Origin of the sequence: Flavobacterium agrisoli (assembly GCF_016522065.1) — a bacterium.
Taxonomy (GTDB): Bacteria; Bacteroidota; Bacteroidia; order Flavobacteriales; family Flavobacteriaceae; genus Flavobacterium; species Flavobacterium agrisoli.
The window spans coordinates 32,767-54,127 of record NZ_JAEHFV010000003.1; the positions used below are offsets into that span (position 1 = coordinate 32,767).

Annotated in this window: 21 protein-coding genes; 6 read left to right on the plus strand and 15 right to left on the minus strand. The window is 35.5% G+C overall.

Translation table 11 applies throughout. From position 1 onward, the window contains the following. Positions 1–94 precede the first annotated feature (94 nt). From I5M07_RS08450 to I5M07_RS08500, 11 genes are all read right to left on the minus strand, one after another. Positions 95–661, minus strand: a complete 567-nt coding sequence (locus I5M07_RS08450; protein WP_200105812.1) for an anthranilate synthase component II — start codon at positions 659–661, stop codon at positions 95–97. Positions 662–740: 79 nt separating this feature from the next. Further along, positions 741–1,187, minus strand: a complete 447-nt coding sequence (locus I5M07_RS08455) for a hypothetical protein (protein ID WP_200105813.1) — start codon at positions 1,185–1,187, stop codon at positions 741–743. Position 1,188: 1 nt separating this feature from the next. Beyond that, positions 1,189–1,578 carry a tautomerase family protein gene (locus tag I5M07_RS08460; protein ID WP_200105814.1) on the minus strand — a complete coding sequence of 130 codons (390 nt, stop codon included), beginning with the start codon at positions 1,576–1,578 and terminating at the stop codon, positions 1,189–1,191. Positions 1,579–1,604: 26 nt separating this feature from the next. Then, complete coding sequence (locus I5M07_RS08465) at positions 1,605–3,005, minus strand: anthranilate synthase component I family protein (RefSeq protein ID WP_200105815.1); 1,401 nt, start codon at positions 3,003–3,005, stop codon at positions 1,605–1,607. Positions 3,006–3,321: 316 nt separating this feature from the next. After that, positions 3,322–4,596: a hypothetical protein gene (locus I5M07_RS08470; protein ID WP_200105816.1), complete on the minus strand. Its 1,275-nt coding sequence runs from the start codon at positions 4,594–4,596 to the stop codon at positions 3,322–3,324. A 242-nt stretch (positions 4,597–4,838) separates the two neighbouring features. Then, entirely contained in the window at positions 4,839–5,405 is a 567-nt protein-coding gene (locus I5M07_RS08475; RefSeq protein ID WP_200105817.1) for a YceI family protein, read from the minus strand. Between the two features lie 31 nt (positions 5,406–5,436). After that, the gene (locus I5M07_RS08480; RefSeq protein WP_200105818.1) at positions 5,437–6,069 is read right to left on the minus strand and encodes an NAD(P)H-dependent oxidoreductase; all 633 of its coding nucleotides are present in this window, start codon (positions 6,067–6,069) and stop codon (positions 5,437–5,439) included. A gap of 17 nt (positions 6,070–6,086) precedes the next feature. Beyond that, positions 6,087–6,542, minus strand: coding sequence for a MarR family winged helix-turn-helix transcriptional regulator (locus I5M07_RS08485; protein ID WP_200105819.1), 456 nt, complete (start codon positions 6,540–6,542; stop codon positions 6,087–6,089). Positions 6,543–6,680: 138 nt separating this feature from the next. Next, on the minus strand, positions 6,681–7,091 hold the full coding sequence (locus I5M07_RS08490) for a DUF6691 family protein (protein ID WP_200105820.1): 411 nt from the start codon (positions 7,089–7,091) through the stop codon (positions 6,681–6,683). A gap of 11 nt (positions 7,092–7,102) precedes the next feature. Continuing rightward, the gene (locus tag I5M07_RS08495; protein WP_200105821.1) at positions 7,103–7,672 is read right to left on the minus strand and encodes a YeeE/YedE family protein; all 570 of its coding nucleotides are present in this window, start codon (positions 7,670–7,672) and stop codon (positions 7,103–7,105) included. 119 nt (positions 7,673–7,791) lie between these two features. Then, positions 7,792–9,207 carry an MBL fold metallo-hydrolase gene (locus tag I5M07_RS08500; protein ID WP_200105822.1) on the minus strand — a complete coding sequence of 472 codons (1,416 nt, stop codon included), beginning with the start codon at positions 9,205–9,207 and terminating at the stop codon, positions 7,792–7,794. Positions 9,208–9,490: 283 nt separating this feature from the next. Between I5M07_RS08500 and I5M07_RS08505 the strand changes: the two genes are divergently transcribed. Together I5M07_RS08505 and cydB are read left to right on the plus strand one after the other, a co-directional pair. Continuing rightward, positions 9,491–10,837, plus strand: coding sequence for a cytochrome ubiquinol oxidase subunit I (locus I5M07_RS08505; RefSeq protein ID WP_200105823.1), 1,347 nt, complete (start codon positions 9,491–9,493; stop codon positions 10,835–10,837). Between the two features lie 3 nt (positions 10,838–10,840). Continuing rightward, positions 10,841–11,917, plus strand: coding sequence for a cytochrome d ubiquinol oxidase subunit II (gene cydB, locus I5M07_RS08510; RefSeq protein WP_200105824.1), 1,077 nt, complete (start codon positions 10,841–10,843; stop codon positions 11,915–11,917). 21 nt (positions 11,918–11,938) lie between these two features. On the opposite strand, the gene I5M07_RS08515 is transcribed toward cydB, so the two are convergent. After that, complete coding sequence (locus tag I5M07_RS08515; protein WP_200105825.1) at positions 11,939–12,724, minus strand: sulfite exporter TauE/SafE family protein; 786 nt, start codon at positions 12,722–12,724, stop codon at positions 11,939–11,941. Positions 12,725–12,830: 106 nt separating this feature from the next. Then, positions 12,831–13,457, minus strand: coding sequence for a Crp/Fnr family transcriptional regulator (locus tag I5M07_RS08520; protein WP_200105826.1), 627 nt, complete (start codon positions 13,455–13,457; stop codon positions 12,831–12,833). Between the two features lie 279 nt (positions 13,458–13,736). On the opposite strand from I5M07_RS08520, the gene I5M07_RS08525 reads away from it, so the two are divergent. Together I5M07_RS08525 and I5M07_RS08530 are read left to right on the plus strand one after the other, a co-directional pair. Beyond that, a complete protein-coding gene (locus I5M07_RS08525) occupies positions 13,737–14,048 on the plus strand; it encodes a rhodanese-like domain-containing protein (protein ID WP_200105827.1) in 312 nt (103 codons plus the stop codon). 65 nt (positions 14,049–14,113) lie between these two features. Then, entirely contained in the window at positions 14,114–15,694 is a 1,581-nt protein-coding gene (locus tag I5M07_RS08530; RefSeq protein WP_200105828.1) for an NADP-dependent glyceraldehyde-3-phosphate dehydrogenase, read from the plus strand. A gap of 109 nt (positions 15,695–15,803) precedes the next feature. On the opposite strand, the gene I5M07_RS08535 is transcribed toward I5M07_RS08530, so the two are convergent. After that, a complete protein-coding gene (locus I5M07_RS08535; protein WP_200105829.1) occupies positions 15,804–16,361 on the minus strand; it encodes an outer membrane beta-barrel protein in 558 nt (185 codons plus the stop codon). Positions 16,362–16,575: 214 nt separating this feature from the next. Next, positions 16,576–16,989, minus strand: a complete 414-nt coding sequence (locus I5M07_RS08540) for an OsmC family protein (RefSeq protein WP_200105830.1) — start codon at positions 16,987–16,989, stop codon at positions 16,576–16,578. Positions 16,990–17,173: 184 nt separating this feature from the next. Between I5M07_RS08540 and I5M07_RS08545 the strand changes: the two genes are divergently transcribed. Together I5M07_RS08545 and I5M07_RS08550 are read left to right on the plus strand one after the other, a co-directional pair. Then, on the plus strand, positions 17,174–17,617 hold the full coding sequence (locus I5M07_RS08545; protein WP_200105831.1) for a hypothetical protein: 444 nt from the start codon (positions 17,174–17,176) through the stop codon (positions 17,615–17,617). Between the two features lie 493 nt (positions 17,618–18,110). Then, a complete protein-coding gene (locus tag I5M07_RS08550) occupies positions 18,111–21,344 on the plus strand; it encodes a SusC/RagA family TonB-linked outer membrane protein (RefSeq protein WP_200105832.1) in 3,234 nt (1,077 codons plus the stop codon). The last annotated feature ends 17 nt before the right edge of the window (positions 21,345–21,361 follow it).

Below are 21,361 nucleotides of genomic sequence, written 5' to 3' on the forward strand. Positions count from 1 at the left end.
ACTTTTGTAATTGGTGTTTGAGTTGATTTTTAAGTTTTAAAATGCTGAAAGCTTAAGTATTTAACTTTACAACTTTCAACTTTAAAACTTTCGGCTAACTTTTAAGCCAATTTTCTAAAATTTGTTTTCCGTTTGGTGTTAAAACACTTTCAGGATGAAATTGAACGCCTCGTACATCGTAAGTTTTGTGGCGTAACGACATAACTTGTCCGTTTTCTTCAAAAGAGGTTGCTTCTAAAACATCAGGCAAATTGGCGTTTACTACCCACGAATGGTAGCGTCCTACTTCAAATTCTTCGGCAATTCCATCAAAAAGACTTTCATCAGTAACTGATTTTTTTACTTTGGTCGCTACACCGTGATAGACTTTGTCTAGGTTGGATAAACTTCCGCCAAAAACTTCGCCAATGGCTTGTTGCCCTAAGCACACGCCCAAAATACTTTTGGTAGGGGCATAATACGCAATAACTTCTTTTAATAAACCCGCTTCATCCGGAATACCCGGACCTGGTGAAAGCAATATTTTGTCGAATGATTTTAAATCTTCCAATTCAAATTCATCGTTTCGGTACACTGTTACTTCACAATTTAAATCTTCTAAATAATGGACTAAATTGTATGTAAAACTATCGTAATTGTCTATGACTACTATTTTTTTCATTTTTTTATTTTTTATTGAAAAATTTAAAGATTGAAAAATTCTAATTTTCTGATAATCTTTAAATTCTTGAATCTTTAAATTAATTTTCACGAACGTATTTTTCAATTATAGTTCGGTTGATGCCTAATTTTTCTATTTTTTCAATTCCCTTTTGAATGAGAGTATCATTTTTAATATTGATGACAAATTCAAACTGATTATTTTCCCATTCTCTATTATTGAAAAATTCTAAATGTTCCGTGTAAATGCTATCTTTTAAACTGTATTTTCCGCCACCAGCAAAGAAAATCGCGGTACTGTCTTTTCCGTTTTTCAAATCATGATTGAAAAAAGCAAAATGAGTATCGTTGATAATTTTAATCATTTTGGTAGAAGCATCAAAAGTCGAATATGAACTGTCTTTTTCCGTAACCTCGGCCGAAATTAAGCGCCAAGTTCCTTTTAACGGAATATCATATACTTCTTTTTTGTTTTCGCAAGCCATAAATAATAAAATTGTCAGTAATAAATAAATGGTATTTTTCATTTTAAACATTAATATTATAATTTAAGCTTAATTCATCAGCACTTTTTCCTCTAATTCCCCAATTGTATAAAGGTGTTTCAAATAAAGTTATTTCAAGATCCATTGGAGTTATTTTTAATTGATTTTCTAATTTTTCAAAAAGCAATTGATAAAGTTTTTTTTTGCTTTCAATACTTCTTCCTTCAAAAAGACTAATTTCAATAAGAGTATGTTTGGTTGTTCTTCCTTCAAAATAAAAAAAACTATCTTCCTCTATGTAAATAAACCGATGAGCCTTTTTTTCTTTTGGAAATTGAAAAGATTCAAACATACATTCGCTCAGAATTTCTGATAATTTTTCTCTGATAGGATGAAGCACTTTATGAATCCCAAAAATTTTTATTTGTCCCATACTTAAATTTTTAAATCATTCAATTTTTAAATCCTCTCCGCCATATCAAGCGCTGTATTCAAGGCTCTTAACTTATTGTACACTTCTTGCATTTCGCTTTCTTCGTCGGAGCTTGCTACAATTCCGGCGCCTGCTTGACAGTGCAATTGATGGTTTTTACTTAAAAAAGTTCGAATCATAATGGCGTGATTAAAATTGCCTTCAAAATCCATAAAACCGATAGCACCTCCGTAGAAATTACGATTGGTTTTCTCGTAATCTTCAATTAATTGCATGGCGCGGTGTTTGGGAGCGCCACTTAGCGTTCCGGCAGGAAACGTATCGGCAACAACTTGCATCGTGATGGCGTTATCGTGCAAATGCCCTGTGACTTTTGAAACCAAATGAATAACATGCGAAAAAAACTGAACTTCTCTATAACGTTCTACCGTTACGTCATGTCCGTTTCGACTCAAATCATTACGCGCCAAATCTACCAACATAACATGCTCGCTGTTTTCTTTTTTATCTTCGGATAATTGTTTGGCTAGAACCGCATCCTGCTCATCATTTCCGGTTCTTTTAAAAGTTCCGGCAATCGGATGGATTTCGGCTTTTCTGTTTTTTACAATAATTTGGGCTTCTGGCGAAGAACCAAAAATTTTAAAATCGCCATAATCAAAAAAGAAGAGGTAAGGAGAAGGGTTAATGCTTCGTAAAGCTCGGTAAACATTGAATTCGTCTCCTTTAAAACCCTGTGTAAAGCGTCGGGAAAGCACCAACTGAAATACATCACCTCTAAAACAATGTTTTTTAGCTAAGGCCACATTATGCTTGAATTCTTCGTCGGTTAAATTCGAAAAACCTTCGCCATCTTTACTAAATTGGTATTCGGCAATATTGCGAGATTGCAGCAATTGTTCAATTTCGGCAATATTATTTTTTCCATCTACACTATGACAAAAAATATAAGCTTCGTTTTTAAAGTGGTTGATGGCAATAATATTTTGGTAAACGGCATAATACAAATCCGGAATAGACGTAGCCGTATCTTTTTTAGCAATGGCCACTTTTTCGAAATAACGAACGGCATCATACGAAATGTAACCAAACAAACCGTTGTTGATGAATTTGAAATCGTTTTTCTCAGTAGTAAACAAACGCGAAAAATCGTTAATAATGGCTGGAATATCCGATTCGGGCGTAATGTCCGTTTTTTCAGTTAAACCATTTGGGAATGTTTTGATAATGCTTTCATTCTCTATTTTAATACTGGCTATCGGGTTGCAACAGATGTACGAAAAACTGTTGTCGTTTCCATGATAATCGCTACTTTCTAACAAAAGACTATTGGGGAATTTATCACGGATTTTGAAATAAATACTAACCGGCGTATTGGTGTCCGCCAGAATTTGTTTGTATTGTGTTTTGAGTGAAATTGTTTTCAAAATACTTGTTTATTTATAGTTGTTAGTTGAAATTGAATGTAAAAAAAAAGGCTTGTCGTGATGACAAGCCTTTTAAATTTATAGTGTACTAATTATACCATAGGAAGCTTTGTTCACGACTATCGACGTAAATTGCTCCACCACCATGTATTGTTAGTAATTGTTTTCATAACTGCTTTTTATTGAGGACAAATATAGAAAGGTAAATTGAGTTATCAAACATAAATTTTCAAAAAAAATTACCGTTTCGGGTTTCTTTTGTTAGATTTTTTTGAAAAATACGTGGTTTCTATAGTTGTTTGGGCTATTTTAAATTTTAATTTCCGGCTAGCACATTGTTCATACGTAACCTAAAATCGGGTGTGTTTTTTAGGCTAATATCAGCAAATAAATCGGTTTTTTGAATGCTGGTAAAATCCGTTTTAAAAGAGTTAGCCGAGTACCAATTGTCTATTTCGGGGTTATATTCTGGGCTTTCGCTCACAATTTTTCCCGTGCAATTGTTAACCAAAACATCTTGCAGTTTTATTTTTCCTAAGTTAACCGACAAATACCCCATTTTTTTATCTAGTAGCATAAACGGACTGAATCCAGAAACAACACTATTGTTCAAAGATAATTCGCTTTTTTCTTTAATGTAAATGGCCTCGCGCACTAAACCTTGTTGGTTTTCTTCCATATTAACCAGTGTCATGTTGTTGGCCGTTATTTTGGTCATTTTTTGGGTAAAATCGGCATTTTCGGCTTTATCAAAGGAGTCAATTTCAAAACATCGGGAACCCGAAATGTCCGACGAAAAAGGGTATCTAATGGCAATACTATTGTTAATTTGGGCTTGAACGCCTTGCGTAAAATCAAAATCATCATCGGTAGTTCGGTAGGAAATTAAGTTATTCAAAATCACGTTTCCACCATAACATTCGAACGAATCGTCATTAGAAAAACTGATTTGAATACATTCCAATTTGGTTTTGTTACCGACTCCCGCCATCGATAAACCGTTTAATTCTTTCAACGCATTTAATTTTCTACCCGAGAATTCAATGCGAACATATTTTAAAATCCCGGAATTGTCCTCCGGATTTCCGCCACCGTACTGACTAAAAGCGGGTTCTAAATTGAAATCTAAGAATCCCATACCACCAATTTTATTGATAGGAGCTTGACCTAATAAAATAAGACCACCCCAATCGCCAGGTCTTCTATTGGCTGTGTTTTTGTTAGAAGTAAAAACGATTGGATCGGTTTCGGTACCTTCTGCTATTATTTTAGATCCTTTTGTTATCACCAATGTACCACAGGTTTTTTCGTCTCCTCGAATAACGGTACCAGGTTCAATTGTAAGTATAGCATTGTTGGTTACATACACAACACCAACTAGCTCGTAAGTGTTTTTTTTGTAAAGTGTGGTGTTTTTATCAATTACGCCCGCAATGATATTAGTGGCCTCGTTGTAATCGGTTTGCGCAGGTTTAAAATTGGTCCAAATATTCATCCAATTGGTGGCACCGAAAATACCTTTAGGTTGTTGTGCAAATAGCGTAACAGAAAAGAATAAGAAGAGCAATGTAGTGCGTAGTTTTGTAGTCATGGTAATGCCTATTAAAAAGATTATTTTTTTCGATTTTTAATTGGTTCAAAGCTAGACTTACAGTGTTAATGAATTTTAGTGACTTCGTTAGGAAAGTGTTAGTTAAAGTTTAAGAAGGTTATTTTTTATGTATTTGGTAGAAGAAAGCAAGCATTTTGTCGGCTTTTTACATAAAAAATCCCCCGATAAAAAATGTACCGAGGGATTTTTATTGAATTAGTAAGCTGGTTTTTTTGTCTTTTTTAGAAAACTAAAGAAACAGTTAATTCGAAGTCATCGTAAATCGTTTTATCACCTAAACCATCAAAGAAACTTCCTGAGTTGTATTTGATGTCGTATTTGGTACGATCTACTTTAAAGCTTGTAGTTGCGGTATTGTCTTTTACAGCAATTTCGAACGAAACTGGTTTGGTAATGCCTTTAATGGTCAAATCAGCAGTTACGGAATAAAGGTCTTTGCTTTTTTCAGAAATGGTTTTGAAAACCAATTTTGCAGTTGGAAATTTATCCGTTCCGAAAAAATCATCGGCTTTTAAGTGCCCATTTAATTTTTGTTGGTAATCACCTGATAAATCGGTTGCGTTGATGCTCGTCATATCAACAGTAAAGCTTCCGCCTTTTAATTTATTTCCTTTTAAAACGACAGCGCCATCTTTAAATTTTACTTCTCCAGAGTGTTCTCCCGTTACTTTTTTTCCTACCCAGTGGATAGTACTTTTGCTAACATCGATTTTTTTAGTTTGCGCGTTGGCGGTTACAGCTGTCACAGCTACTACGAAGGCTAATGCCAATGATTTCAAATTTTTCATTTTTGTCTGATTTTGATTGTTTGTAAATAATTTATAGGGTGATGAATAAATCCTGTTCTGGTTTGCGTACTTTTTTCAAGTGTTGCGTGGCATCTTCTTCGTGGCGATACCCAACTGTTGCAATAAGGCTTGCGTTAAGTCCAAGAGCATCTAGACCAAGAATTTCGTTTACTTTTTCAGGCGAAAAGCCTTCCATTGGCGTAACGTCAATTTTAAGTTCGGCTGCGGCATTTAACAAATTACCCATTGCCAAGTACGTTTGTTTAGAAGTCCAAATGTTTTGCGTTTCTTGTGGTAAACCTACAATTTTGTCTTTCATAAATGCTTGATAACCCGATAATGCCTCTAAAGGAATTTCTCTGGTTTTGCTGATGTTTTCTACGAATTGATCAATTTCGGAATCGCCAACACTTGTTTTATTAGCAAAAATAAGCAAATGTGAGGCGTCTACAATTTGTGTTTGTCCCCAAGCTGCAGGTTGAATTTGAGCTCGTAATTCCGGATTTTCAACGATGATGACTTTGTACGGTTGTAGGCCATAAGAAGAAACACTTAAACGGATAGCTTCTTTTAAGGAATTTAAATCGTCTGTTGAGATTTTTTTGGTGGCATCAAATCGTTTGGTGGCATATCGCCAATTTTGATTTTCTATAAAAGCGGTCATAAAAGATTATTTTAAAATTATAATGTTCGGTATTTTTCTAATAAAAAATTGAGTTGTTCTAGTTCGTCTTCTTGTAAATGTTGCGCAAATTCGTTTTCATGTTGATCTACTTTTGGATCCAGTTCGTTTAAAAGAGCCAAACCTTTTGCGGTGATGAGAACTTCAATTTTACGGCGGTTATCCGGACAAACATTCCGAGTTACCAATTCTTTTAAAAGTAATTTATCAACTAATCGAGTGGTGTTGCTGGTTTTCGCTAACATTCGTTCCTGAATCACACACATATTAGCCGGATTGCCTCGTTGACCTCTTAAAATGCGCAACACATTATATTGCTCTCCTGAAAGATCATACGGTTTCAAAATCTCATTAAAGCGGTCTTGTAATACGTTTTGCGTATACATAATGTTGAGAATCACTTTTTTGGGATTATCGATTTTTACGGTACTTTTTATTACATCTTCAATTGTCATAGTTGTATGTGTAACGTTTGTAGGTACAAATGTATAGCTTTTTATATTTGTATATACAAATGTTGATGTTAAAGTTTTCAAAAATAAAAAAACACTACAGGATTTGCAGTGCTTACGATTTATCTTATTGGTAAAAGTTTATTCCGGCAATTTATCTTTAAAATAACCATAACACCAAGTTCCCACGATAGCACTCAATAAGGTTATAATAATTACGGTAACTCCCGTTCCTATTTGGGCAAACAAAGGTCCAGGACAAGCTCCCGTGATGGCCCAACCCAATCCAAAAAGCAATCCGCCGTAAATTTGTCCTTTTTTAAAGGTTTTAGGCTGAATCTCAATTTTTTCTCCCGATAGGGTTTTTATATTAAATTTTTTAATGATAAAAACAGACAGCATGCCCGTTGCTACAGCGCTACCAATAACACCATACATGTGAAACGATTGCAAACGAAACATTTCTTGAATTCGGAACCAACTGATAACTTCGGCTTTTACAAAAATAATTCCGAATAAAATACCAACGACTAAATAGGGTATGTTTTTCATAATTTTTAGATTTAAAGGGCTAGTATAAAAGGTAATAGTAAATTGGCCATAATAAATCCGCCAATCATAAAGCAAATGGTAGCTACGAGTGAGGGCCACTGCAAGTTTGAAAGTCCCATAATGGCATGACCACTAGTACAGCCTCCTGCCCAACGGGTTCCAAAACCAACTAAAAACCCACCTACAACCATCAGGATAAACCCACGAAGTGTAAACAAACTTTCCCACGAAAACAAGTCGGTGGGTACTAAATTAGAATAATCTGTAACACCATAGTGTGCTAAGTCACTAGCCAATTCAGGTGCTACTTGAATGGGTTTTGGATCGGTCAAAAAAGAGGCAGCTATTACTCCGCCCAAGAAAATGCCGAAAACAAAAAATAAATTCCAGCTTTCCTTTTTCCAATCGTATTTAAAAAAGGTAATGTTAGCCGGAAGGCACATAGCGCAAATATGGCGCATCGAGGAACTAATTCCAAAAGCTTTGTTGCCAATTAAAAGTAAAACCGGAACGGTTAATCCGATTAAAGGCCCAGCGATATACCATGGCCAAGGCTGTTTGATGAGGTCTAGTAAGTTCATTTTTTATAAGAATTGCTTTTTTTTTAAAGATTCAAAGATTCAAAGATTTACAGGTTTATAGGCTAAGGTTTAGTTTTTTAAAAAACCTTTGTAACCCTGTACCTCTGCAACTTTGCACCTTATTTTTTATTCTTTTTACTTGGACAAACAAAATTAGTTTTTGGAATTTCCGTTTTAACAATAGCGTTAAAACCGCCTTCAATTTCTTTAAAATTTCGGAAGCCTCTCGCTTGTAAAATTGAAGCGGCAATCATACTTCGGTATCCACCGGCACAATGCAAAAAGAAGGGTTCTTTCGGATCCAAATCTTTTATCCATTCATTCAAAAAAGCCAAAGGTTTGTTATACGCTTCGGCTACATGTTCAGCATCGTATTCGGTCTCTTTTCGAACATCGATAACCAAACTGTCAGGAGTGAATTCCTGAGCAAAAATTTCCGGTGTAATACGATTAACCGTATCGATTTCGTTACCTGCTTTTTCCCAAGCTTCAAATCCACCGTCTAAATACCCTACGATATGGTCAAATCCCACACGGCTTAAACGCGTTACGGTTTCTTCTTCAAAACCAGGATTGGTAACCAAAATAAGCGGCTGGTTTACATCGGCAATTAACGTGCCTACCCAAGGCGCAAAATCGCCCGAAATACCAATGTTGATGGATTGCGGAATAAACCCTTTGCTAAAATCGCTGCTATTACGGGTGTCTAAAATTAAAGCGCCTGTTTCGGCTACAACGGCTTCAAAATCATTCACACTAATAGCATGTAATCCTTTTTCGAGTACCTTTTCAAAAGTAGTATACCCCTTTTTGTTTAGCGCGACATTCATACCAAAATAGGCGGGAGGCGGCAATAAACCATCGGTTACTTCTTTAATGAATTCAGCTTCAGACATATCTGCACGTAAAGCGTAATTGGTAGCTTTCTGATTTCCTATAGTAGAAACGGTTTCTTTACTCATATTTTTGCCACAAGCGCTTCCGGCTCCGTGCGCTGGGTATACCACTACATCATCGGGCAGCGTCATGATTTTATTTCGAAGGGAATGATATAAAATTCCGGCTAATTCGTCTTGCGTCATCGAAGCTGCTTTTTGAGCCAAATCAGGGCGACCTACATCGCCAATAAATAAAGTATCACCCGAGAAAATAGCTTCTTCTTTTCCTTTTTCGTCGAGCAACAAATAGGTTGCACTTTCTAAAGTATGTCCCGGAGTATGCAAAACTTTAATTATGTGATTTCCTATTGTAAAAGTTTGTCCATCGGTTGCTACAATGCAATCAAACTCGGGTGCTGCATTAGGCCCATATACTATTGGCGCTCCCGTGGCTTTGCTTAAATCAACATGACCCGATACAAAATCGGCATGGAAATGCGTTTCAAAAATATATTTCAATTCTACCTTATCACGTTCCAAACGATCCAAATAGGGTTGGATTTCGCGAAGCGGATCAATGATAGCGGCTTCTCCATTCGAAGTGAGGTAATAAGCACCTTGCGCCAAACATCCAGTGTAAATTTGTTCAATTTTCATAATTGATTGCTTAATGAGAGTAACAAAAATACGCTTGTTTTTCCTTAAAAAAGGTGACTTAGGTTACAGAGTCCTTTTTTTTAACGTAAAAAAACTCCATCCTTGAAAAATAGTAAAAAATAAAACGAAAAAAGAGTTCGGTTTGGTCAAAATGCCAAGGAAATCGGAAAAGAGAGCTAGTGAAAATAAGTATTATTTTTCTGAAATAAACACAAAAAACAGGATTCTCATTCGGAGATTAATGGGTAAATTTGTACGACCTCGCCAAATTAAAATAGCCAATATGGAAGAAATGCTCTTTTACGATCGAATGCAATTTGCCTTCACGATTACATTTCATTACCTTTTTCCGCAACTCACTATGGGACTTTCGCTCATCATTGTGTACTTTAAGTGGAAATTCCTCAAAACAAATGACGAACAATACAACCACGCCACTCATTTTTGGATGCGTATTTTTGCGCTGAATTTTGCAATGGGTGTGGTAACGGGAATTCCGATGGAATTTCAATTTGGAACCAATTGGGCCAAATTTTCCGAATTAACAGGCGGAATTATTGGGCAAACGTTGGCCATGGAAGGCATGTTTTCGTTTTTTTTGGAATCCTCTTTTTTAGGATTGTTTTTGTTCGGAGAGAAATTACTCGGGCACAAGTGGCATTTTGTTACCGGACTTTTAATTTGTTTGGGGTCATGGGCCAGCGGGTTTTTAATTATTGCAACCCATTCGTGGATGCAAAACCCAGTAGGGTACGAAATTCTGGAAAACGGAAAATTTGTACTGAATAATTTTCAAGCACTATTTCTAAATCCGTGGCTTTGGCCTTCGTACCTGCACAATCAAGCAGCTTCAATGGTAACGAGTGCTTTTGTGGTGGCAGGAATTGGGGCATTTTATATTTTAAATAAACAAAAAGTTGCCTACGGAAAATTATTCCTCAAAACAGGTGTTGTTTTCGGGTTGATTTCGAGTGTGTTGGTAGCGGTTCCTACAGGAGATTTACTGGCTAAAAATGTGGTGCGTTTCCAACCGGTAACTTTCGCAGCCATGGAAGGGATTTTTCACACCGAACAAAAAGGTTCTGAAATTGTGTTAATTGGTCAGCCCGATGTAAAAGATAAAAAATTAGATAATAAAATTGCGGTGCCTAATATTTTGAGTTTTCTAACCTATGGCAATTGGAATCAGGAAATTCAAGGCCTCGACCAATTTGAAGAAGATTTACATCCCACCAATATTTCGGGTTTGTATTATGCCTATCACATCATGGTTGGGCTCGGAACCGTATTTATTGGATTGATGTTGGTATCGCTTTTTCAGTTGATTAGAGGGAAATTATTTCAAACCAAATGGCTTTTATGGTCGCTTATGTTCATGATGCCGTTTCCGTATATCGCCAACACCACGGGTTGGTACACGGCCGAATTAGGAAGGCAGCCTTGGTTGGTTTTTAATTTATTGCGAACGGCTTCGGGTGCCTCGCCAACCGTATCTTCGGGAAACACGTTGTTTACCTTATTAGGTTTTATTGGCTTGTACCTACTGCTAGGCGTTTTGTTTTTACTTTTAGTGGGAAAAATTATTCATAACGGACCGCATAAAACTGCGGGACATTCAGATAAAATATAAATCATGGAGTTTTTTTGGTATGTTGTTTTAATGGGAATTTTGGCTATTTATTTGGTTTTAGATGGCTATGATTTTGGTGCAGGAATAATTCATTTGTTTTTTGCCAATACAGAAAAAGATAAAAAAGCAATCACCAACGCCATTGGTCCGTTTTGGGATGCAAACGAAGTATGGCTTATTGCTGCTGGTGGTGTTTTATTTTTTGCTTTTCCGACTTTATATGCATCTTCTTTTAGCGGATTTTATTTGCCTTTAATCATGATTTTATGGCTTTTGATTTTCCGAGCTATCGGATTAGAAATGCGCGGTCAGTTACACCATCCCATGTGGGAAAGTATTTGGGATAAAGCCTTCGGAATAGCAAGTTTACTTTTGGCTTTATTCTTTGGGATTGCCTTAGGAAATATTGTGAGAGGGGTTAATTTAGGGATGGTGCAAAATGGAGTAGCAACGCAAGAAGCGCATTATTTCTTTTTGCCATTATGGAATCCAACCTTTAGTCCGCAGGCAAACGAATTGGGAATTATTGATTGGTTTACCCTTTTTCTTGGAATTGTAAGTGTGGTAGCACTAACGATACACGGAGCCAATTGGATTATTTTTAAAACCAATTCCGATTTAAATCCCAAGTTAAAAAAGGTGGTTTTTAAATTGAATATGGTTTTGTTGGTTTTGGTATTAATTTCACTTCAAGTGTGGCATTTTATCGAAGAAGAACCGTTCCATAATTTTGTAGAAAATCCCATTCTTTGGTTTTTCCCGCTGTTGACTTTTGTGGGGATTTTGGGTTTGTTTAAGGTGAGAACTTTTCAAAAAGACGGTTACGGATTTCTATTTTCGACTTTGTTTTTAGTTGGCGGATTTGCTTCAACGGCTGTTTCTATTTTTCCGAATGTATTGCCTTCTACTAATAGTATAAACCCTTCTTTAACCATTTACAATACCGCGGCAAGCGAATACGGTTTAAACGCTGGTTTGAGCTGGTTTTTTATCGCTTTGTTTTTGGTAATCGTTTATTTTACGATTCAATACCGGGTTTTTAGTGGAAAAATGGATGATATTGGCTATGGCGAACATTGATATTTAGCGATATAAAAGCGATCAAAAGAAAACTTCTTTTGTAATAATATAAAATCCCATTAGTAAAACAAACCAGCCAAAAAGCGGTTTCAGTTTACTACCATCCATTTTTTGAGAAAGTTTGGTCCCTAAAAACATACCCAAAAATGCCATAGCAGCAATGCTAAGTAAAAAAGAGTATTCGATGGGAGTACCTATATATACATCGCCTAAAAAACCGATAGAGGAGTTTAATGCAATGATGAATAAGGAGGTGCCAACGGCTTGTTTCATGGGTAAATTAGCGAAAAAAAGCAAGGCTGGAATGATTAAAAACCCACCGCCTGCACCTAAAAATCCCGTTACAATTCCGACCAAAAAACCAATAAACGCTAATTTTCCATAATTGGTTTTGGCATGAGGTGTGGCGGTTACTTTTTTTCGAATCATGGATACCGAGGCCAAAATCATCAAGCCCGAAAAAACCACCATGATCAAAACATCTTTAGAAACCGAGTAGGAGGCGATTGTAAAGAGTGTATTGGCAATTTGAGGAAAAATAACTTCTCGAATGATTAGAATAGAAATGACCGACGGAATGGCAAAAAACAAGGCCGATTTGAGCTCTAAATTGCCCATTTTAAAATGACTATAACAGCCCGAAATAGAGGTGATGCCCACTATAAAGAGCGAATAACTCGTGGCCAAATCCGGATTAATCTGAAAAAGGTAAACTAAAATCGGAATAGTAAGAATAGAACCGCCACCGCCAATCAATCCTAAAGAAAGTCCGATAATGATAGAAGCCAAATAGCCGAGTAAAAGCATGTTGATTTTTTTTAACAAAGATGTAGTCTTCAACTCTTACCCACAGTAACATTTATCACATACCGTTTTGTTTAGACAGAATGTTGGGTTTTTTAACAGATGAAGTTTATTGGAGTAGTTCTATTTGATTGCGATTGAGTTTAACCAAACCACGTTGTTCCATTTTTTTGAGCAAACGAGAAACGACTTCTCTCGAGGTATTCAATTCGTTAGCAATTTCTTGATGCGAAAGCTTGATTTCTTGACAGCCACAAGCGTCTCGATGCCGCTTGATGTAAAACTCAAGTCGTTCATCCATAGAACGGAATGCAATGCTATCGACAACTTCTAAAATTTCTTCAAACCGATTTCGATACGATTCAATTACAAATTCGTACCAGCTTCTGTGGTGCATCATCCATTTGTCCATAGAAGGTAGCGGAATCATCAGTAAAGAAGCGTCTTCAACTACCTTGGCCATAATTTTGCTTTTTTCGTTTCTTGTAGCACAAATCATCGATAAAGCACAAGCTTGACCCGGTTGCAGGTAATACATAAAAAACTCATTACCGTCGTCGCCTTCTCGGTAAATTTTAATCTTGCCTTGAGTGACTAAGACCGTGTTTTTAATATATTGTCCGGTTCGCATTAAAGTAGTTCCTGCCTCAGCTTCTTGCAGAAACGCCTCTTTTTCTATTTCGGCAATCAATTCTTTCGAAAAGTTTGGAAATAATAAACTTAGGTTGGTGGGCATAAAAAGTGTTTTTTGAGTTATCGTAAAGATACTTCAAATTAAAGCAACAAAAAGTTAAAATTAGGGCATCTAAGCGGAGTTAATTAAAAAGGTTTAATTTTATATTTTCTATTTTAACAATGTTTTACTACTCTTTTTTTCATTTTTTCTAATCGAACTGAAAATTAATTGTATAAAGTAGTTTTACTAAAACGTTTTCATAGAATTATATAGTAATTTCGAATTTTGCCTTATTTTTTTTAACAGAAACATCGTAAATTTACAAAAAATATAAAAATTATGAATTTATCACAAGAAGACTGGGTTGCTCAGTTAGCAGCTGACGAAAATGCAGTAGTACTTGATGTACGAACTGAAGACGAATTTAATGACGGTTATATTGAAAATGCAATCAATATCGATATTCATAAAGGGCAAGGCTTTATTTATGAGCTGGAGCAATTGGATAAATCTAAAAATTACTACGTATACTGTCGTTCTGGTGCTAGAAGTGCCAAAGCATGCCAAATTATGAACGAACTAGAATTTGCAAATGCCTATAATTTATTAGGTGGAATTCTAGATTGGGAAGGCGATGTAGTAGAACCATAAAAGAGAGGCCAAGAGCCTCTTTTTTCGTTAACGATCAATAATAACCAACAAATTATAACGAACCAATGAATGTAATTCCCGAAGAATATAAAATCATAGACCCCATAATGCAAGATACCTATCTTGTAAATGGGGAGTTAAAAAAATGGACAGGGCAAACCACGCCTGTTTTTTCTACTATATCTTCTACCGAAAAATACGCCCCAACTTTATTAGGCGCTATTCCGTATATGGGCGAAAATGAAGCCAACGAAGTGGTAGAAGCAGCAACAGCAGCCTATGATAAAGGTCAAGGTTTATGGCCGACAATGAAAGTAGCCGACCGTATTAAGTGCATGGAAAATTTTGTTTTTCAAATGAAGGAAACCCGTGCTGAGGTGGTGAAGTTGTTAATGTGGGAAATCGGTAAATCACTACCCGATTCGGAAAAAGAATTCGATAGAACGGTAGAATATATTTACGATACCATCGAAAGTTACAAAGAACTCAATACCCAAAGTGCACATTTTTCGAAGGTACAAGGCGTGAATGCTATGGTGAGAAGAGGTCCGTTAGGTGTAGTATTGTGTTTAGGACCTTATAATTACCCTTTGAATGAAACCTTTTCGTTGTTGATTCCGGCCTTAATTATGGGGAATCCCGTTATATTCAAACCAGCTAAGCATGGGGTATTGTTAATCACACCTTTATTAGAGGCTTTTAGAAGTAGTTTTCCAAAAGGTGTAATTAATATTGTGTACGGTAGAGGTCGCGAAGTGGCTTCTCCTATAATGAAATCTGGTAAAGTAGATATTTTGGCCCTTATTGGAAATAGTAAATCGGCTATTGCTTTACAAGACCAACATCCAAACAAAAACAGATTGCGGTTAATTTTAGGTTTAGAGGCCAAAAATCCAGCCATTATTTTGCCAGATGCCGATTTGGATTTAGCCATACAAGAATGTGTTACGGGTACCTTGTCGTTTAACGGACAACGATGCACGGCGCTTAAAATTTTATATGTGCACGAATCAATTGCAGCCGAATTCAACAAACGTTTTGCGGAAAAAGTTGATAGTTTGACTTTTGGAAATCCGTGGGAAAAAGGCGTTGCCTTAACACCTCTTCCAGAGAAAGAAAAACCGGCATATATAGAAGAATTGATAGATGATGCTACAAGCAAAGGGGCTTCGGTTATCAATGAAAAAGGAGGGTTGCAAACGGAAAATTATATTTTTCCGGCAGTGCTTTTCCCTGTTAATAAAGAAATGCGTGTGTACCATGAAGAGCAATTTGGACCGGTAATTCCAATTTTAACCTTTTCGGATATTCAAGAACCCTTGCACGATATGGCCGAATCTAATTACGGTCAACAAGTAAGTTTGTTCGGAAAAGATATCAAAACCATCGCACCTTTAATTGATACTTTAGTGAATTTGGTGTGTAGGGTAAACTTAAATAGTTCGTGCCAACGAGGACCAGATGTATTTCCATTTACGGGTCGAAAAGATTCGGCGGTAGGGACTTTAAGTATTCACGATGCGTTGCGTTCTTTTTCGATTAGAACGTTTGTGGCATCCAAAGACAACGATTATAACAATCAAATTTTGCAAGAATTACTAAACAGTAGGGCTTCAAATTTTGTCAATACCGATTATATTTTATAATACTTGTAGTGTTATTTAATAGGCCTCATCTTAACGGATGAGGTTTTTTTATGCTAAAAAAGGAATCCAATACAGATTCCTTTTTTGTTTGTTTATGCAGTCTTTTTGTTTAAAATTTAAAACCAAGGGTAAAGTTCGAAATGCCTGTTTTAATTTCGTTAGGCGAATCATCTAAATCGCTTACACCAATTAAATAACGATAATCTAAAGTAAATTTCCATAAATCAACTCCAGCTCCAGCAATGACACTGCTGTTGTTTTTTTTGAAATCAACCGGACTTGCGTTATTATTAGCATCAATACTGCTGTAGTTTTTCCAGTTGTAGCCACCAAACAAACGAACATTTCCTAGTTTGCCCAACGGAAGGATTTTAAAACCAGCTAATAAAGTGAAATCAGTTCCTGATAAATCGTATTCGGTTTTACCAAAACCATCATTTACGCTAAATTGTGTTTTACCAAAACCAATTTCACCTTGTCCATAAAAATTCAACAAATTAACACGGGCAAAAGCGCCAAATCCAATCGTGGTATCGGCACTGTCATCGGCGTAGCCTTTGGTTGAAATGTTGGTACTGTTGGTAGAAATTTGTGGCCCAAATTGGATCAATTGAGCAAAACTGGTAGCAGAAAAACAAAAAAGCGCTACGGCAAGAAATTTTTTCATAAAGGGAGTGCTAAATTAAAAGTAATTATAAACGCGTAAAATTAACGCATTATTTTGTAGTGTCTCTTATTTTTTTGTAGTTCTTTTCGTGATTTTTGTGAAACTCGAAATAAGGTAGTTTAGGACTAAAAAAACTATTGTGCTATTAAGGTGACTAAGTCATGAGGTAAAAAATAACCCAAGTACTTATTAAGTGGGCACTTGGGTTAAAAATTTAATTTTCTAAAGTGGCATCAACCGAAATCCGTGTGTCAAGCAATTTGCTAATAGGACAATTAATTTCGGCTTCTCGTACACTTTGGTTGAAAACATCATCGGGAATTCCAGGAATTTTAGCTTTCAGAACCAAATGAGAATTGGTTATGGCACCGTCTTCAAAAGTAATGTAACATTTTGTTTCAAGCGTGTCGGCTGTAAAACCTGCTTCGTTTAAAACAAAAGATAACTTCATAGTAAAACAGCCCGAGTGAGCTGCGGCAATTAATTCTTCGGGGTTAGTTCCCTTTCCTTCTTCAAAACGGCTTTTAAACGAAAGTGGCGTTTCTTGTAAAACGGTGCTTTCGGTAGTAAGGTTACCATTTCCTTCTTTTCCAGTTCCGTGCCAAACGGCAGTTGCATTTCTTTTCATAATCGTATATATATTAAGGTGATACTTTTTTCTTTTTTAAAGTTAGAAAAACCATTCTTATTTAAAGTATTTGAAAAGCTAAAAAAGACACGATAGTAAGATTATATAAACATGAAATAAAATTCTATAAGGCAAAGCATCGACTTATAACCGAATTTTGGACTGAAACTAAAATAAAAGAAAGATGAGCACCACAATAGCAACAGTGAAATTTTCAAATTTTGAAAAACAATATATTAAAAGAGTACAATATTTAATGGCGTTGGTAGATGAACTTAAAAAATCACGTTACCGATTAATTACCGCTTCTCAACTTCATAATAGCGAATTGTATTTTGAATTAGCCAAAAATCGAATTGTGAGCATCATCCAATTGCAAAATCAAATTAACAAATACAGCAAACCTATTTTAGAGGCAGCCTATAAATTGAATTTTGAACAAGAAGATTTGGATGCGGAAGAATTTCAAAATAAAGAATTCACTATTATCAATGCGTTAGACGAAACACAATTAATAGATTTGTATCAAAAAGCTATAACCGAATTACCGTTACCTTCTCATTTAGAATTATTGTTGTGCCAACAATTAGTTTCGATAGAACAAAGTATATTAGCCTTGCAAGACTAGGACTTACACACCTTAATAATTTAGAAATCATAGCTGTTCATTTTTTGAACGGCTTTTTTTGTTTGCAATAGAAAGTATATATCGCGTATAGTGTTAAATTTTAACATTATTTTATTTACTTCTATCCTTAAGATGCTAAAAAGAACCACCTTTGAAATCTAATATTAAGTATTTTTCAATGAATGGAGTCTCTAGCGTTAATTTTTTATTAAATAAATATCGTTTCACAGTATTATCAAATGAAATTCTCGTTTTTTTTAAAATTTTAATTGCATAAATCATATAAAATCTTTGGTTTTTTTTTGATATATATGGTTTTGTTATGAAATTTTTAAGAGAATGCATTTTTTATTTCAAAAAAAACTTTATGTTTGTGTAATCGATTGCATCAATTACGCAAACGTTGTAATTATTTATTCATTAAAAAATCAAATACACACAAATTTAAAAACAACAACTTAAAACCAATTAATAACAACTTAAAGAGTAAACAATGAATTTAAAAGGATTATTTGAAAAAGGAACTAATTATTGCGCAGCTATAGTTCTGTTTTTAAGCCTATTGATGAGCACTCAGATTTATGCTCAGGGTCAGGTAGTAGGAGGTACTGTTAATGACGCGGGAGGCTTAGGCTTGCCAGGGGTTAACGTAGTTGAGAAGGGAACTACTAACGGAGTTTCTACCGATTTTGATGGAAAATACGAAATTAAAGTTTCGAACCCAAAAGCAGTTTTGGTATTTTCTTTCATCGGATTTAAAACACAAGAAATTCCAGTAGGAGGAAAATCAAATGTGAGTCTAGTTTTAGAAGAAGATGCTAATACCTTAAATGAAGTTGTTGTTGTTGGGTATGGTACTGTAAAAAAATCAGATTTGACAGGAGCGGTTGCTACTATTTCAGGAAATGATTTGAAAAAGGTTCCGGTTGCCAATGTGGCCGAAGCATTAACAGGTCGTATTGCTGGGGTGCAAGTACAATCTACAGAAGGTTCACCTGATGCGGAAATTCAAATTAGGATTCGTGGTGGAGGTTCTATTACACAAAGTACCTCTCCTTTAATTATTGTTGATGGATTTCCGGTAAACAGTATGAATGATATTTCATCATCGGATATTGAAACCATGACAGTTTTGAAAGATGCTTCTTCTACGGCTATCTACGGTTCTCGTGGTGCTAATGGAGTTATCATTATTACTACTAAAAAAGGTAAAGATGGTAAAATGGCTGTAAGTTTCAATATGTTCTACGGAATGAAAACGATGGCGAATAAAAAAGATGTATTGTCTCCAGAGGATTATACCAAATGGCAATACGAATATGCATTATTGTCGCAAACAACGAATCCAGTAACGTCTAATCCGCCATCATATACTAAATATTTTGGAAATTGGGAAGATCATGATTTGTATGAAGGGTTACAAGGTGACGATTGGCAAGAGCAAATTTTTGGGCGTACAGGTGAGGTTCAAAGCCGTGATTTAGGAATTCGTGGAGGAAACGATAAATTAAATTACAACTTCAATTACGCGCATTTTGATGAAAAAGCGATTATGATTGGCTCTAAATATAGAAGAAATAACTTATCGTTAGCTTTAAAAAATAAAGTAAACGACAAAATAGATTTAGCCTATACGATTCGTTATTCAGATACAGAAATTAATGGGGGAGGTGTTAATGAGAAAAATGAAGCGTCTGCATCAGATTCACGTATGCGTACCATTATAGGTTATGCACCAATTCCGGTTCCAGGATTAACATCTGGTACAGTGAATACCAACGAAGATGATCTTTTGGTGAATCCATTTGCTTCTATTTACGATAACGATCGTGAACAATTGCGAAAAAACTTCAATATGTTAGGTGGTTTTGGTTGGGAAGTTGCTGAAAACTTAAAATTGCAAGTAGATTTAGGTTTGGATAATTATATGTATCAAGACTATCGTTTTTACGGACCAACTACCTACTACGTGCGAAATGCTCCACTAGCTGAAAATCAAGGAGCACCTGCAATGATTATGAGTGATCGTAAAGACAGACGTTTTAGAAATGCGAACACTTTAAACTATGATTTCAAAAAAATATTGGGAGAAAACCATCATTTAACAGCATTGGTTGGAGAAGAGTCTATTAATTATACTTCAAATGAGGTTACTAATACCGTTCATGGTTATCCAATGTCATTTGATTTCGATCAAGCTAAGCGATTAACTACTCAAGGGACGCCTTTCTCGGTTGAGAATTTTTATAGTGCTGATGATAAATTATTGTCATTTTTTGGACGTCTAAATTATGATTATAAAGAGAAGTATTTGTTAACAGGTACGTTCCGTGCCGATGGTTCAAGTAAATTTTTAGGTTCAAACCGTTGGGGGTATTTCCCTGCTTTTGCAGCTGCATGGAAAATTTCAGAAGAAGATTTTTTGAAAGACCAAACCTGGTTAAGTCAATTAAAAATTAGAGCAAGTTATGGTGAGGCTGGAAATAATAACATCCCAACTGGACAACAAGTACAGTACTATTATGGTTCAAACACGGCTTGGATTAATGGTGTAGGTAGTTTTTACGCACCTTCAAAAGTAATGGCAAATCCAGATTTAAAATGGGAAACGACTATTACACAAAACATCGGTTTGGATTTTGGATTTTTTAACAACCGTTTGAGCGGTAATGTCGATTTATATAAAAATTTAGTTCAAGATTTGTTACTTAATTACCCAATTGGAGGAGTTTATGATACACAATATCGTAATATGGGAGAAAATCAAAATACTGGTGTCGAAATTGCTTTGAATGTAAATGCAATTCAAAAAGAAAAATTTGGTTTAGATTTTTCATTTAACATTGGTTTTAATAAAAACAACGTGAACTCGTTGGGTATTATGAATGATTTCGGAACTCCTTCTGGATGGGCTTCAACTCAAATTGGTAGTGATTATTTAGTGCAAGTAGGAGCTCCAATTGGGCAAATGTACGGGTACAGAAATGACGGTCGTTACGAAGTGTCTGATTTTGACTGGAACGGAACAACCTATACATTGAAATCGGATGTGGCAAATGCTTCTTCAGTGGTAGGAACAGTAAGACCAGGAACTTTGAAATTAAAAGATTTAAACGGTGATGGTGTTGTGGATACAAGCGACCAAACTATTATTGGTAACGCAAATCCTAAAACATACGGAGGTTTTGTATTAAATGCAAATGCGTATGGTTTTGATTTGATGGCTGCTTTTAATTTCAGTTTAGGAAATGATGTTTACAATGCGGATAAAATTGAATTCACTACCACGCAAGCAGGAGGAAATGGTCAATATAAAAATCTTATTACAACAATGGCAGATGGTAACAGATGGACTAATTTAGATCCTATTTCAGGTGAATTAGTTTCAGATCCTGTTGCTTTAGAAGCCCTGAATGCCAATACGACTATGTGGTCACCTTATATGAGAAGTAACATTTTTAGTGATTGGGCTGTAGAAGATGCTTCATTCTTGCGTTTGAATACCTTAACCTTAGGTTATACAACTCCAGAGTCGTTTACGTCAAAAATGGGTATAAACAAATTAAGATTTTACATGACGGCAAGTAATGTGTTTGTAATTTCAGATTACTCAGGCTCTGACCCAGAGGTGTCAACTAGAAGAAAAAATAACCTTACACCAGGTGTTGATTCGTCTCCATATCCAAGAAGCAGACAAATGATTTTTGGAATGAACCTTAATTTTTAATTTTTAAATTGCTTTCA